The organism is Gelidibacter japonicus (assembly GCF_010725055.1).
In the GTDB taxonomy this organism is placed as follows: domain Bacteria; phylum Bacteroidota; class Bacteroidia; order Flavobacteriales; family Flavobacteriaceae; genus Gelidibacter; species Gelidibacter japonicus.
In genome coordinates this window covers 324,562-338,939 of record NZ_BJKB01000003.1, presented here as the reverse complement: position 1 = coordinate 338,939, position 14,378 = coordinate 324,562, and the positions used below count along the sequence as shown (strand labels likewise).

At 40.6% G+C, this 14,378-nt stretch carries 12 protein-coding genes, 1 pseudogene and 1 riboswitch; of the genes and pseudogenes, 8 read left to right on the top strand and 5 right to left on the bottom strand.

From position 1 onward, the window contains the following. Positions 1 to 39: 39 nt before the first annotated feature. Positions 40 to 729 carry an ABC transporter ATP-binding protein gene (locus G6N06_RS05405; RefSeq protein ID WP_163515033.1) on the bottom strand — a complete coding sequence of 230 codons (690 nt, stop codon included), beginning with the start codon at positions 727 to 729 and terminating at the stop codon, positions 40 to 42. Between the two features lie 26 nt (positions 730 to 755). On the opposite strand from G6N06_RS05405, the gene G6N06_RS05400 reads away from it, so the two are divergent. Further along, positions 756 to 1,502 (top strand): arylesterase, encoded by a 747-nt coding sequence (locus tag G6N06_RS05400; protein WP_163515032.1) that lies wholly within the window; start codon positions 756 to 758, stop codon positions 1,500 to 1,502. Positions 1,503 to 1,638: 136 nt separating this feature from the next. Here the strand turns inward: G6N06_RS05400 and G6N06_RS05395 are convergent, their stop codons facing one another. After that, positions 1,639 to 2,829 carry a CynX/NimT family MFS transporter gene (locus G6N06_RS05395; protein ID WP_163515031.1) on the bottom strand — a complete coding sequence of 397 codons (1,191 nt, stop codon included), beginning with the start codon at positions 2,827 to 2,829 and terminating at the stop codon, positions 1,639 to 1,641. A gap of 556 nt (positions 2,830 to 3,385) precedes the next feature. Between G6N06_RS05395 and G6N06_RS05390 the strand changes: the two genes are divergently transcribed. From G6N06_RS05390 to G6N06_RS05360, 7 genes and pseudogenes are all read left to right on the top strand, one after another. Next, the gene (locus G6N06_RS05390) at positions 3,386 to 3,946 is read left to right on the top strand and encodes a Crp/Fnr family transcriptional regulator (protein ID WP_163515030.1); all 561 of its coding nucleotides are present in this window, start codon (positions 3,386 to 3,388) and stop codon (positions 3,944 to 3,946) included. Between the two features lie 473 nt (positions 3,947 to 4,419). Then, positions 4,420 to 5,793 carry a TolC family protein gene (locus G6N06_RS05385; protein ID WP_163515029.1) on the top strand — a complete coding sequence of 458 codons (1,374 nt, stop codon included), beginning with the start codon at positions 4,420 to 4,422 and terminating at the stop codon, positions 5,791 to 5,793. 18 nt (positions 5,794 to 5,811) lie between these two features. After that, positions 5,812 to 6,771 (top strand): HlyD family secretion protein, encoded by a 960-nt coding sequence (locus G6N06_RS05380; protein WP_163515028.1) that lies wholly within the window; start codon positions 5,812 to 5,814, stop codon positions 6,769 to 6,771. 3 nt (positions 6,772 to 6,774) lie between these two features. Further along, a complete protein-coding gene (locus G6N06_RS05375; protein ID WP_163515027.1) occupies positions 6,775 to 7,950 on the top strand; it encodes an ABC transporter permease in 1,176 nt (391 codons plus the stop codon). Between the two features lie 204 nt (positions 7,951 to 8,154). Then, positions 8,155 to 8,711: pseudogene (locus G6N06_RS05370) on the top strand (REP-associated tyrosine transposase). A gap of 247 nt (positions 8,712 to 8,958) precedes the next feature. Continuing rightward, positions 8,959 to 9,648: a hypothetical protein gene (locus G6N06_RS05365; RefSeq protein WP_163515026.1), complete on the top strand. Its 690-nt coding sequence runs from the start codon at positions 8,959 to 8,961 to the stop codon at positions 9,646 to 9,648. Between the two features lie 401 nt (positions 9,649 to 10,049). After that, a riboswitch (SAM-I-IV-variant riboswitch) is annotated at positions 10,050 to 10,147 on the top strand. A 51-nt stretch (positions 10,148 to 10,198) separates the two neighbouring features. Continuing rightward, positions 10,199 to 11,491, top strand: coding sequence for a Na+/H+ antiporter NhaC family protein (locus G6N06_RS05360; protein WP_163515025.1), 1,293 nt, complete (start codon positions 10,199 to 10,201; stop codon positions 11,489 to 11,491). A gap of 219 nt (positions 11,492 to 11,710) precedes the next feature. Here the strand turns inward: G6N06_RS05360 and G6N06_RS05355 are convergent, their stop codons facing one another. The 3 genes from G6N06_RS05355 to G6N06_RS05345 all read right to left on the bottom strand — a co-directional run bounded on the left by G6N06_RS05355 (position 11,711) and on the right by G6N06_RS05345 (position 14,378). Further along, positions 11,711 to 12,637, bottom strand: coding sequence for a hypothetical protein (locus tag G6N06_RS05355; RefSeq protein ID WP_163515024.1), 927 nt, complete (start codon positions 12,635 to 12,637; stop codon positions 11,711 to 11,713). A gap of 223 nt (positions 12,638 to 12,860) precedes the next feature. Next, complete coding sequence (locus tag G6N06_RS05350) at positions 12,861 to 13,967, bottom strand: DUF6920 family protein (RefSeq protein WP_163515023.1); 1,107 nt, start codon at positions 13,965 to 13,967, stop codon at positions 12,861 to 12,863. Positions 13,968 to 14,108: 141 nt separating this feature from the next. Further along, the gene (locus tag G6N06_RS05345) at positions 14,109 to 14,378 is read right to left on the bottom strand and encodes an alpha/beta fold hydrolase (protein ID WP_163515022.1); all 270 of its coding nucleotides are present in this window, start codon (positions 14,376 to 14,378) and stop codon (positions 14,109 to 14,111) included.

Sequence of the window (14,378 nt, the reverse complement as noted above, 5' to 3'; positions counted from 1 at the left end):
GCCAAGAGGTTTGTAGGTTGGTTTTTAATGGAGAGTCGTTCACAGTACGGGAGTCAATTGGTTGGTTACTATTTTTCCGCCTTTAAGACGTAAGATTTGTTGGGTGCGGTTGGCCAATTCCAGATCGTGGGTAATGATGACCAAGGTAGTGCCATTTTCCTTATTGAGATCGAACAAGAGCTGGATCACTTTTTCACCGGTGTCATCATCTAAATTTCCCGTAGGTTCATCGGCAAATAAGATGGATGGCGCATTTGCGAAAGCACGCGCCAAGGCCACCCGTTGCTGCTCCCCACCAGAAAGCTGTGAGGGATAATGGTGCACCCGATCGCCCAGGCCTACTTTTTCCAACAACACCTTGCTCTTTTTGACTGCGTCTTTATTGCCTTGCAATTCTAAGGGCACGCTCACATTTTCGAGGGCCGTAAGTGTTGGCAATAATTGAAAATTCTGAAAAATAAAACCGACTTCCTTGTTGCGCAATTGCGCACGTTGGTCTTCATTCAGGTCATTTAAATCCTGTCCACAGAGTTCCACTCGCCCTGCATTGGGCTGATCCAAGCCCGCGCACAGACCGAGTAAGGTGGTCTTTCCACTTCCGGAAGGACCAACAATAGAAAAGGTTTGACCTTGCTCCACCTCAAAAAAGATGTCGTGCAAGACCGTTAATTGTTTGTTACCACTGGTATATGTCTTTTCCAACCCGGTAATCTTTAATATCTTTGGCATATACATTTTAATTTAAATAGCGACTTATGTCCAAGGCTCAAAATAAACAAATGCATTCGATTCTACCAACCGCAATCGCCCACAAACTCATAAAGTTTTGTTATTTTATTCTGCCACTCCTGCTATTCTCCTGTGGCGATGGTAAAACGGAAAAAACAACGGACACCCAAAGCACTTCCGAACAAACCGAAGACCTTGTGACCAACGAAAATAAAAGTAAAACCATTCTCTGTTTTGGCGATAGCATCACCGCGGGCTACGGATTGGACGACAGCAATGACGCTTACCCGGCGCTTTTGCAACAAAAGATTGATTCCTTGGGCCTGAATTATACGGTGATCAATTCGGGCGTCAGTGGCGAAACCACGGCAGGCGGTAGAAGCCGAATTGATTGGGTGATTAAGCAAAAGGTGGACCTGTTTCTTTTGGAGCTCGGCGCAAATGACGGATTGCGTGGGGTGGCCTTAACAGAAACACGCGCCAATTTGCAAGCCATCATTGATGTCGTAAAAGAAAAAAGTCCACAAACGACCATCATTCTTGCGGGCATGGAGTTGCCGCCAAACATGGGTCAGGATTACACCACGGAGTTCCGTCAACTTTTCGCCGACTTGGCAGAAAAGAATGACTTGGAGTTTATTCCATTTATTTTGAAGGATGTTGGAGGGATTGCTTCCCTGAATCAAAGCGACGGCATCCACCCCAATGTGGAAGGTCATAAGATATTGGCGAATACGGTTTGGGAAACATTAGAGCCATTGGTAACCAATTAGTTTTACGGACTTTATATGTGTTGATTTGAATTTTTGATTCAGTATATGGATATGAACCGTTGTTAGCGTAAGACATCAACTTTTGGACAATGAGCTATGCCCATTTTCCTTATATTTAAATGCTTCGTGATGACAATTAAACCTTTTTATCCCTTCCAATATCAATTCCAAGTACAAGTTTTATAATTGCAACTACAACCAACAAAACCAAAGCGTAGTTCCATACCTGCGTTAGATCGTAAATGACCCCTACAATAAAAGGTCCTGTGGCTGCAATAAAATAACCAATGGATTGAACAATTCCTGAGAGTTCGGCGGCGGTTTCTGCGTCCTTGGACCGAAGAACGATCAGCAATAAGGCCAGACCAAATGTGCCGCCAAGTACCATTCCAATAAGGCCAACCCATAGTTCAACCATGCCAATTCCGGGGATCATTAATCCAATCAAAGCAATAACTTCAACAATAATTAAAGAAACAATGACCAGGCGTTGGTCTTTTCTTGACCCCGCCCAAATAGGGATCACAATGGCGCCAATAATTCCGGTGGCCTGCGATAGGGAAAGCATCCACCCGGCGTACGAATCATCATATCCTCGATCGAGAAGTATGGCGGGTAACCATGCTAAAATCACATAGAACGCCAAGGATTGGAGGCCCATATAAAATGCCATTTTCCAAACCAACAATGAGCCGCTCAGTTTCTTCATGGCTTCTTTAAACCCTCTACTTGGCGGGGTGCGATTGATGCGTTTGATGTTGGGAATCCAAATGATCAATGCCAATACTGCCAATACGGCCCAAACGGCCAGCGAGCCCCGCCAACCCAAATTGAGCTCATCGGCCAATGGAACACTTAATCCTGCGGCAAAGGCAGCGCCAAGTGACATGATTCCGGAATATAAACTGGTCACAAATCCGGCTTTGTGTGGGAAGTTTCTTTTGATCAATGCGGGAATCAATACATTTCCGAAAGCAATCGCTATTCCCAATAAAATCGTTCCCAGATACAGTTCAAAGATACCTCCTACAGAACGGATGCCAATACCCGCAGTCAGTAGGATCAAGGCTCCTAAAATCGTATTGCCAATTCCAAAACGCTTGGTGAACAAGGGTGTCATTGTTGAAACGACACCAAATGCGATTAAAGGTAAGGTAGTCAGTAGGCCCAATAAAGTGTCCGAAAGTCCGACATCCTCACGAATCATATCGATTAATGGGCCGATACTTGAAAGCGCGGGTCTTAAATTTATAGATACGAATAATATACCCACGAGCAAGAGCGTCCGTGATGTCTTATTTAATCCGTTTTTATCTCGTGTTTCCATAAATATTCAAACTGCACGACTTCAAATCGCCTATATAGTGATTTGTTCGATGGCTTTGACTACCAATACCACTCTTTAATGTCACATCAAATAATCTGAAAGGATAAATCCTAACAAAAAGACAGCAAAATTAGGCTTTTGTTTTTAGAAGTGGTGATGGTTTTGATGGTTTATTATGGTTTTGAACCTGATGTGGAGAAATTTGTCACTACTACTTCAAGGGGACCACCAACTGAGCGCATTTCATATTTTTGGAGATGTTTATGTTTGCTGAAGCATCTTGATTCTTTAGTGGTTCACAATGACTTTTATGGAAAGCAAAGTTATGTCGCACAAAAATAATAGATGAGCTTCACATCTTGAGCATCATAATTTCAATATTTAGATATCTTAATAGTGAATGGACAATTATAATTCAAACAATGTGTGTTCCTCATTCAGCTACAATCAAGTCTTTGTTCTTTATTCTTTATTCTTTGTTCTCTGTGAAACACCAATGATTCTAAATCGTATTTTACTTATCTTGTGCAATAATTCAGCAGATTGACACTATAATATGGATATCACCGACTTTCTAAGCACGATAGTTCCTTTTACCGATGACGAGTTAAATGATATCGTCTCACATTTTAAGAAAGAGACGGTATTAAAAAATCAAACCCTTGTCAGACAAGGTGAGATTTGCAAAACACTTTATTTTATAGAAAAAGGGATGGGTCGTAGTTATTATCTTAACGAAAACGGAAAAGAAATCACCCAGTGGTTTTTTGGAGTTGGGAAATTCATGTCCAGCGTGGACAGTTTTTTTCAGCAAACTCCAAGTTTATATTATTTAGAAGTATTGGAAGATGCCACCCTCTACTGCATCTCCAAGGAAGACCTTGACCAGTTGTTTGCCAAATATCACAAAATGGAAACGATGGGCCGACTGGTTACCACAGAAATGCTCACGAAGATGGTCAACAAGCTCAACGCCATCCAATTTCAGACCGCCAGAGAACGCTACGACTATATGTTGGCGGAATTTCCAGATATTGCCTATCAAGTGCCTTTAGGGCATATCGCTTCTTATTTGGGAATGACCCAAGAAACATTGAGCAGGATTAGGAAAGGGTGAAATATTTTTATTAATTTCCCGCAGACCCGCCTGCCAGACGGGCAGGTTTCACAGATTTTCGCAAAACGCTACTTCACTCAAACACTAACACTCTCTTTGTGCAACTTCGTGTCTCCTTTGTGTATTTTGTGGAATAACTTTTTATTTTTCGTAAATCCCGCCTCCGGAAAAGCTTCGAAAGGGCAGGCATAAATCGTCAATCGTAAATCAACAATCCTCAAATCTTTGCGGAACTTTGTACCTCCTTTGTGAAACCTGCGTAACAGCTTTTAATTTTCCGCAGACCCGCCGGACGGTTCTATATCGAAATATTGGCACCTCTTTGCAAAATTCTGTGTAACAACTAATCCCTAATCTACTAATCCCTAATCTACTAATCCCTAATCCCTCTCTACCTCACTATTTGACCTATGTCAAAGGAATTCCTTTATATTTTCCTCAACTTTGTACTATATTTATAAAAACCATCAACAATGAACCTAAACAAATTCGTCTTAAAGATGTTTCTGACGGTCCTATCATTTGCCCTGCCGTCGGTTATGACCGCACAGCAACTGGATCCGGTGCTGCAGGACTTAATCCATAAAGGATTGAATAAGAACCATCAAATACAATCCAATCGTATTGATGCCGAACAAGCGCAAGTAGATCAACAGCTGGCAAAATCCGTATTCTTACCAAAAATCACTTTTAATGGGAGCTTTGTTCGATTGGACGATGACATTACTTTTGATGACAACACTCAAAACCTATTGATCGCCACCCAAAAATTGGTTATCAAAGATGCTGTTGGATTGCCGTTCAATTCGACTTTTCCCGATAATATTCCATTGGAGGAGGTTCCAAACCTTCAAAATAAGAATATCTTAAAATCGTCCGTCGATTTGGATTGGGTGTTGTTTAGCGGGTTTGAGGCCAGTAATGCCCTTAAGGCGAGCAGACATAAGGAAACCTCATTGAATTATTTAGGATTGGCAGAAAGAGATAAAGTTGCTTTACAAATCATTGAAGCTTATGACAAACTGGCCCTTGTAAAAGCCTCTAAAAAGGTGTTGATCACCTCAGAGAAATATCTCAACGAGCAGATCTTTTATGTCAAAAAGGCCATTGAGAATGGTTTGACCACGCCGCTCAGTCGAAAAAAATTAGAGCTTGCCCAACAGCAATTGGCCGCCAAACAATTGGAATTCGATCACAATAACATTATGCTTATTGAATTGCTCCATCAACTCACGGGAGAACCTAAAGCCAACTTGAGACTTTTGGAACCAGAATTACAGGCCTTTGCTAATGCTGATGCCACCACAACAGAAAAACGGAACGAGGTGAAAGCGTTGGAGGAAGCTGAAAAAGCGACGCTTTACCAAGCAAAAATGGCGAAAAGTAATTTTATTCCGAAAGTGGCGGTAAAAGGACATTATGAATTTATTGAGGATGACTTATCCTTATTGGATCCGAAATGGTTTATTGGGGCCGGCATTAAATGGAATATCTTCGATGGGAACCAATCCCGATTGAAAAGTAAAAAAGCAAGTTTAGAAAGTGAACGCTACAGAGACCAAATTGAAGATGTTGAAGAAATGATTGCATTGAGCATCACCAAAGCAGAACTGAAGTATCAGTCCGCATTGCAAAACACGAAAATTGTTGAAAAGGAGATTGAATTGGCCAACGACACGTATGAAATGGTCGATAAGCAATACCGAAACAACTTAGCATCCATCAACGATGTGCTCGACGCCTTAAACGACGTTGAAAAAGCCAATTTCAAATTGCAGGAATCTTATTTTAACGAACGACGTGCCGTTGCGGAAATGCTTCATGCCAAAGGCGTACTCACTTACTAATCCAAAAAATATCAGACCATGAAAACATATACACATATACTTATTAGCTTCTTTGCACTTGTTACATTAAACGCTTGTAAAAACGACCAAATTACGCCCAACCGAGGGAAAGTGAAATTTGAAACCATCTCAGTTAGCAGTAAAATAGCCGGTCGGATTGACAAAATATATGTTAATGAAGGACAGCAGGTCAAAAAGGGCGATACCCTTGCCTTGGTGAACATTCCTGAAGTGAGTGCCAAACTGATGCAGGCTGAAGGCGCCATCACCGCTGCCCAAGGCCAATTGAATTTAGCTTATAACGGTGCGACTACTGAGCAACTCAATCAGATTGAGGGACAGTTAAATTCCGGAAAAGCCCAAATGGAGTTTGCCCAGGAATCGTATAACCGATTAAAAAACATGTACCAAGATTCATTAGTGAGCCAACAGCAATTTGATGAAGTCAAGATGAAACTCCAAATGGCCAAAGCGCAAGTAGATGCTTTAGAAGCCAAGCGTGATGAGATAAGAAAAGGGGCGCGCTCTGAACAGATAGAACAGGCGCGTGGTCAATTGGACAGAGCTTTGGGGGCCAAGGAAGAAGTTTTATCAGCTTCTGACGAACAATATGTCATTGCCCCTGCCGACATGTCAATTGAGACTATTAGTTTGGAGGAAGGCGAATTGCTAACGCCGGGGTATTCCCTGTTAAACGGCTATAAAACAGACGGTATGTATTTCCGATTCACCATTCCTGAATCGCGGATTTATGATTATAAAGTAGGAAAGGAACTGATCTTGGTCAATCCTTATACCAAGGATGAAACACACGCTAAAATCGTCGCCATCAAACAGCTGGCGCAATATGCGGATATAACAAGTACATCGCCTTTATATAAGCTATCCGAATCTATTTATGAACTGAAAGTGGTACCGACTTCAGACACGGGCGATCAACAATTTTATGTCAACGCCACCATTCTTATAAAACAATAACCAATGAAGACTTTTAAGAACTTACTTAAAGTAGAATTTAAGCGCATCTTTTCAAATGGTGTCCTGATGGCCATCTTTTTTGGTGCGCCTATAGGCTACGGTATTCTGTTTGGTTATGTCTACCAACAGGCTAAGGTGGTCGATTTACCGATAGTCATCGTTGATCAAGATCAAAGTCCTACTACAGACATGATTATTGATGCTTTTGTGGATAACGAGGGCCTATTGGTCAAGGATGTGCGCTTAACGCCAGGCAATATTATGGACGAAATGCCCATTGAGCAATACGCAGCAGTGATTACGCTTCCTGTCGGATTTGAAAAGGATATCCTGCAAAAACGACATCCAGAAATTCGTGTGGATCTCAATATGGCCAATATCCTCAACGCCAACACCGCCAGTAATAATATCAATATGGTGTTGATGACCTTAAATGCAGGTATGGAAATTGAAGGGCTCAAAAAACAGGGCATGCATCCTGATCAAGCCAAAGCTTCTTATGAGACTTTTAAGATCAACTTCAACAAACTTTATAATTCGGCCGGCAACTACGTCAACTTTATGTTGCCGGGCATCTTGGCGGCCATCATGCAGCAAATTATCTTTTTGGCCATGGCTTTAGCTTTTTCGAGGGATTTTGAAGATGGCTATTTTGCCAGTCTTGTAGCAAAGAAGAAATCGGCTTTATATTTAATTTTATTGAAAGCAACGCCATTCTTGATCATGTTGCCATTCATTTGGTTTGTTGTTGCCATGTACTTTCCGTATTTCAAGATTACGGCAGATATTTTCAATTTCCCAATGCTGGTATTGACTTTACTGCTGACTTTAGCATCGATGATGATCGGGATGTTATTTTCCGTTGCCATTCCAAACCAATTAAAAGCCACCGAACTACTGATGGTCATCTCCACTCCTGCTTTTATATTGAGCGGATTTACTTGGCCCACAGAAGCCATTCCTGGTTGGATTACGGGTGTGGCGCAATTCATTCCAGTGACCCAGTTTTTGAGTGGCTTTAGAAGAATTGCTTTTTATGGCGGTGATTTGGCATCCATTGCAGCAGAGATCAGGATCTTGTCGCTCATTACGGTTGTTGCCTTTGTAGCGATGGTGTTATTGCTACAATTTAAAGTGAATAAAACGGCTAAGAAGCAAAGTTTGGTTGTGGAGGGATAGGTGTAATAAGCATGCATTGGTTGGTGGATATAATAATGCATTTTGCAGATTTGAAACGACCTCGCCTGCCTGCCGGACAGGCAGGCCTTCTGCTTCTCTCCGGAAGCAGAGGCTAGCGCGAGCGTCCCGCTCGTGCGCCTTCATAAGAATAAACCGAACAGAATTATCAGTAATTGTACTATCTTTATTTTTTACCATAATCTCATGAGTAGAAAATATAAATTCCACAATCCTTCGGCGGCATATTTTGTTTCCTTTGCGTAGTTAATTGGGTCGATGTATTTACCCGTGAAGCATATTTCAAGGTCATTACGGATAGCTTAGACTTTTGCCGAAATAATAAAGGAATGGCCCTATTTGCTTATTGTATTATGCCAAATCATATTCATCTTTTGTTTCGGGATGACAACGAAAATCCTTCGGGATTGATAAGGGATTTCAAAGGTTTCACTTCCAAAAAGATGATTGTTAGCATTTTGGAACATCCCCAAGAGAGCAGGCGCGAATGGATGCTATGGATATTTAAAAGAGCAGGAGAAAAGAACAGTAATAAAAAAGAATATCAGTTTTGGCAACAGAATAAACAGCCTATAGAGTTATGGAGCACTCATGTAATAAAGGAAAAATTTGATTATATCCATAACAATCCTGTAATAGCAGGATTAGTTATCGAACCATGGGAATGGAAACACAGGAGCGCCCGTAATTATGCCGAACTCGACGCAGTCATCCCGATTGATAATATTGGATTTCTTGGATGATTTTTTTACGTATTTTAGATTTGATATAATTGTTATGAGAATGCCGGGACACGGGCGGGACGCCTGCGCCAGCAGATGAATCTGAATTCCGAAAAGTCATTCATCACAAAAACAAAACAGCTCTGACGTGTCCAGCCCATGCTAATCTGGCAAATATTAAATTTACCCATCTCAAATTGAGCATTCCATCTAATTCTTTACTAAATTCCCATCCTTTAAATCTCGAAACTCACTGATATCTTCAAAAATGAATAAATATTCCCTAATTATACTATTCTTAGTTCTCACGTTAATTAGTTCATGCGCTCAAAAGCAGGAAAAAACAATAGCTATCGGTGTGATGCTCACACTTCCTGAGGATATGTATCAGCAATCCATTCAACTAAATCGAGCGATATTGGAAAAGCACCCTGACAATATCTCTTTGGACGACCATCATATTCCACACATCACTTTATTGCAGTGTTATGTTAAAGAAAGTGATTTGTCCAAAATTGAGCAAGCGTTAAACGGACTTTATAAAACCATAGAAAATGATAGTCTTTGGGCAGATGAGCTACAATATTCTAAAGATAAGACCGAGAGTTTTGCGTCCATTGGCATTAAAAGAAGTCTGCCACTAATGGCACTTCACGAACAAACCATCACGCTTTTAGAACCATATATGATTCCTGACGGCTCTCAAGAATCTTATGTGCAGAATACTGATGGCACCCCCATAGATGATTTTACTCTGGCCTATGTACCCAAATTTGTGAGTGCCCATAGTTATGAGCATTATAATCCACATATCAGCTTGGGCGTGGCTAAGACTACTTTATTGGATAGTTTGGCACAGAATCAATTCCAGTCTAAAAAGTTTCAGGCCACAGCGATTGGGGTGTATCAATTGGGTGCTTTCGGAACGGCTCAAAAACGCATTTGGGAATCGGAGTAGGTATTTCATATTCAAAGGCATAAGTATAACTGGATTTACTGATAAATAATGATTTGATGTGCGGGGAACGAGCGGGACACTCACCTCATATGAGGTGGGGCAGAAAAGAGCCTTTGCGCGGTTGAATAATGCTTTTATCACCTTCCGAACCACCTCGACATCTGCTTCTTTCCGGAAGCAGATGCCACTCCTCCTTAAAAAGAAGGAGAATTTAGTTCAGTTCGTAATTATTAAACCTCCAAATTATCAGAGAATTCCTGCCCTTGAATATTGTGCTTGTTAAAATCTCCATTCGTGAAATGAATAGGTATCATCTAGGTAACAAATGAATTCGTGATAATCCGTGAAATTCGTGTCTCAAAACTTTAGGTTTACCTCTCATAAACTCTTATTTTTGCACACTTAATTATCAAGAATCTCAAATAAGAGGTAGCAACCTGCAATAACGAGCAAGGTGCTAAAGCGATAAGCCAAATACTTTGGAAAAAACGTTATCCCTTCCTAAATATTTGCTGTCACTTTCTTATTCCGATTCTGCAACAACAGAAGTATGACCACTAGTAAACCAAGCTTTAAAGCTTTACTGCCGTTTTTCGTATTTATCTTTACCTTTTTGGGGGTGGGGATTGTTCAAGAGGATTTCTATGCACTCCCCGCCCCCATTGCCGTAATAGCAGGAATTATTGTGGCGTTTTTTCTGTTTAAACATCCCATAAACACTAAGATTAAAACATTGTTGGAAGGCTGTGGCGATCCAAAAATCCTCACCATGTGTTTGATCTATTTACTCGCTGGTGCTTTTGCCGCCGTCACCAAGGCCACCGGAAGTGTCGATACCATTGTGCATTTGGGAATGGACCTTATCAATAACCAATACATTTATGTTGGTGTCTTTGTGATTGCCGCATTTCTATCGGTATCAACCGGGACTTCTGTTGGATCCATTGTTGCTTTGGCGCCTATTGTGGTTGGATTTGCAGATACTGGCAGTTTCTCTCTGGCCATTCTCTGTGGCGCCTTATTGAGTGGTGCCATGTTTGGAGATAACCTTTCCATTATTTCAGATACGACAATTGCGGCCACCCAATCTTTGGGCGTTAAAATGAGCGACAAGTTTAAAGCGAACATCAAAATAGCCATCCCTGCAGCGCTTGTGACCAGTGCCATTCTTATTTTTGAAGGCTTGCGTTTAGACGCCCATGTCGAAGAAACGGTTGATTATAGCTATTCTGTATTAAAAATAGCACCCTATCTTATTGTTATTGTATTGTCTGTTATCGGTCTTGATGTTTTTGTCACCTTGGTGCTGGGCATCATCACAGCAGGGATTTTGGGCTTGTTTTATGCCGATTTCTCACTCATCGAGTTCACACAACTCATCTACGTAGGTTTTACGGACATGACCGAGATATTTCTGCTTTCTTTATTGACAGGAGGTTTGGCGGCGTTGGTGGCTTTCAATGGTGGGATAGACTATATTTTGATCAAGATAAAAGCCTTGATAAGAAATAAGAAAACTGCCCAATTTGGGATTGGTGCCTTGGTATCAAGCATCAATGTTGCCATTGCCAATAATACCGTGGCCATCATTATATCAGGGTCTATTGCCAAAAATATCAACGACCAATACGACTTGGACAATAAACAAACAGCCTCAGTATTGGATATTTTCGCCTGTATCACACAGGGATTATTACCCTACGGAGCTCAAGTCTTAATGATTTTAAGTTTTGCGCAGGGCCAAATCTCCTATTTTGAATTGGTTGCCAATTCTTGGTATCTGGGCTTGCTTTTAGTGTCCACTACCTTGTTTATTGGACTCAAATGGGAATTTAAAAACTAAGGGTAGTCTTATTGGAATTGTAATTTGCTAATGAGGTGTAATTTTTGAGCACCAAGTACAGGCCTTTACTACAGACTTTAAGTCTGTTCCATCTGTCTTGTGGTAGTCATGTTCGTGAACTGGAGAATATCTGATTTGTCACGTTTAAAGGTGAAAAATGCATTCATGATCTTGATTGCTATCGGGAGGTGTCTAAAACTTTTACGCTTAAGTATTTGATTAATCCAACACAACTACTTCAGTTTCTAAAATCCATTTCCCATCTACTTCAGCGCTTCGCGTGACAGTGATCTTATTGCGTCCTGATTTTTTGAAAACGTCAATCAGTTTGAGGTTTTTATGGACGGTGGTGTTGATTACAATAGGTTCGGTGAGCAATTTACCATTGGTGGCATCAAAAACATAGAGGGTTTTGGATGTGGGTTTTATATCCCAAAAACCAATCTCGTCTGCGCCGTCACTATTCAAGTCTTTAAGATTTTCTAACTGCGATTGGTAGGCACCTTCAATCACAATGTCCTCTAAATCTGTACTGCTAAAGACAATTATACTATGGCATCCGCCTGTACATTCTACTATCCCATTTACAGAGGAGCTTATCTCCGGAGAAATCACCGTCGCAAAGTCTGAGAGCCCATCACCATCAAAATCGCCAAACAGCTGTCTCGTATTAGCGAGGATGCGAATATTTTCGCGAGCCTTCGGGAAAATGGGTGCATCAAGATCCTTGATATTTTCCGCAACGCCTTCTCGCAGAATCCTATACACCCCGTTTTTCATGGTCACTGTAAGATACGATTCGTAATCTGCCTCTATACCGTCATAAGTGACATGTTTGATGAAGGTCACTAAATATTTTCCCGCCTCTTTCGTAATGACAAGTTCGTCGTTTAGGATACTCTGTGTATAGTCTGGAAATTGTTCAAACAGCAATTTTTTGTCTTGCTGCACTTGCACTCTGGTTCGCTGTTTTCCGTAGTAGTTGACCATGTCCATATAATCGCGGGACAGGTAGGCCGACTTAAGTTGAGTATGGGACTCGTTCCATTGTTCTACAAATCTACGCACCGCCTTTTCATCTGTAGAATTGACCTCTTTGCAACCAAATAGTAAGACGACAAGCAGACAGGACATAAAATATTTCATAAATCTAATGGGGTTTTTATCTTAATTAGGAAGGCTAAAGATACATGATTTTTTATTGACTTTTAGCGCTATTTACCAATGGAATACTGAAAATTTCATGTCCGATATTTTACCAAAGTTTTCGTTGATTTCGAAATGAATGTGATGATTGGATGACCTAACCCATGAGACGCCCTTAGCCAGAGTTATACGCCGTCATTTAATAGGCAAAGCATTCAATTGATTAGTCCAGAGGCATATCCTTAAGATTGTACCGTAAGTCTGTTATTTTCAATGTTAACCAAGTCCATTTTCCATTTTCTAACTCCCAACTTGCCTCACACTCAACAGGTATTTTTATTCCATTCTGTTCTTCCGTTTTTGTGGCAATGACAGACCATTCTACAGGTTTGATTGCATTTGCATCTTTGTAACGCATGGCCACAAATTTTTTAAAATTCCCATCGCTATCAAAATGAAAATCGCCAGAACCTCTTGTTCCTTTATATTCCATTGTTGCTCTGGCAGAAAAATCGTCGATTGGCTCCCATGTTATATATTGACTCAAAGCTGCTGACGGAAACCAAACGATTTCTGCCATATACCGTTGTAAAGTGGCTTGGTTGACCTTTTGGTCGTTTTTGGCCTTGGCGACCGGAATAAGTGAAAGTAATTTTATGATCATTTCACCTTTTCCATCTTCAAACCTATCTCGACCTGCGACATTCAGTGCTGGACTTATTTCCATTTGAACACTCCAATTAAATGCTGGGGGTTCAATTGTGAAATACTGCTCCGCCCTGCCACTGTACCAATCCGATTGCTCAGGTTTCATTTTTAATTTTAGTTCTTGCGCCAAATACACGTTGGATATCGTCTGTTTACCGAGAATCCCACTATTGGCCAGCCATTTTTGAATAATTATTGGCAAACCTATCAATACTTCTTCATCAATTATTTTTGGGGGTTGGCGATTCAAATTTTCAAATAGCGTTTTTCTTTCTGAGTTGATGGTGTTCCTAAAGTTGAATCTCGAATATCCAATAATTATCGCTACTGAAATAATCACGTTGGCCAGGGTGCCAAATTTCGCATCAGACCAAAAAATAATAATCAATATTTGTGAAATGATCAGTGCTAAAAAACCACTTAGCCACCAATACTCATTACGAATCAGGATTAAAATGCTAGTACTGACAAAGAGTAGAGAAGTCAATAACCAAATTACACCGTACATTTTTGAAATTGGTTGTGAAATGGGACTAATTTCAGATAGACCAAATGCTTTGAAAAATCCTAATAAATGGATTAATCCGTGAATTCCAATCCCTATAATTAAAGCTATTCGCATTGTTCTTTGCTTGTGGTAATTAAATATTTATTGGCATTTGATCCGCTCTAAATTTGACGATACCATCCACCTGTGTTAGGTATCATGTGCAAACACTAAAGAATCGCACTACTTGATATAGACACCAAAGCTACACCGTTTTTAATCGTTCAAAATCTCCTTCAAAATTTCATTAAATCGTTTCGCATTTTCCATAGTCAGCAAATGGGCTACATTGTCCACTTCTATTTTCTTTGAGTTTTCTATTCTACTATGATATTCTTCAGCGATTAGCAAGATATCCTCCGCATCGTGCTTTCCGACAATAATATAAGTTGGCACTTTAATATGCTCCAATCTTGTTCGTGCGACTATAGTATCCAAATCTGACCAATCCTCTTGCCAATGTCTGCTCATATTTCGGACTATCAT

Excerpts from the sequence above, each read along its gene's own strand:
- G6N06_RS05405 (WP_163515033.1), bottom strand. The coding sequence starts at position 729 with ATGCCAAAGATATTAAAGATTACCGGGTTGGAAAAGACATATACCAGT.
- G6N06_RS05400 (WP_163515032.1), top strand. The coding sequence starts at position 756 with ATGTCCAAGGCTCAAAATAAACAAATGCATTCGATTCTACCAACCGCA.
- G6N06_RS05395 (WP_163515031.1), bottom strand. The coding sequence starts at position 2,829 with ATGGAAACACGAGATAAAAACGGATTAAATAAGACATCACGGACGCTC.
- G6N06_RS05390 (WP_163515030.1), top strand. The coding sequence starts at position 3,386 with ATGGATATCACCGACTTTCTAAGCACGATAGTTCCTTTTACCGATGAC.
- G6N06_RS05385 (WP_163515029.1), top strand. The coding sequence starts at position 4,420 with ATGAACCTAAACAAATTCGTCTTAAAGATGTTTCTGACGGTCCTATCA.
- G6N06_RS05380 (WP_163515028.1), top strand. The coding sequence starts at position 5,812 with ATGAAAACATATACACATATACTTATTAGCTTCTTTGCACTTGTTACA.
- G6N06_RS05375 (WP_163515027.1), top strand. The coding sequence starts at position 6,775 with ATGAAGACTTTTAAGAACTTACTTAAAGTAGAATTTAAGCGCATCTTT.
- G6N06_RS05365 (WP_163515026.1), top strand. The coding sequence starts at position 8,959 with ATGAATAAATATTCCCTAATTATACTATTCTTAGTTCTCACGTTAATT.
- G6N06_RS05360 (WP_163515025.1), top strand. The coding sequence starts at position 10,199 with ATGACCACTAGTAAACCAAGCTTTAAAGCTTTACTGCCGTTTTTCGTA.
- G6N06_RS05355 (WP_163515024.1), bottom strand. The coding sequence starts at position 12,637 with ATGAAATATTTTATGTCCTGTCTGCTTGTCGTCTTACTATTTGGTTGC.
- G6N06_RS05350 (WP_163515023.1), bottom strand. The coding sequence starts at position 13,967 with ATGCGAATAGCTTTAATTATAGGGATTGGAATTCACGGATTAATCCAT.
- G6N06_RS05345 (WP_163515022.1), bottom strand. The coding sequence starts at position 14,378 with ATGATAGTCCGAAATATGAGCAGACATTGGCAAGAGGATTGGTCAGAT.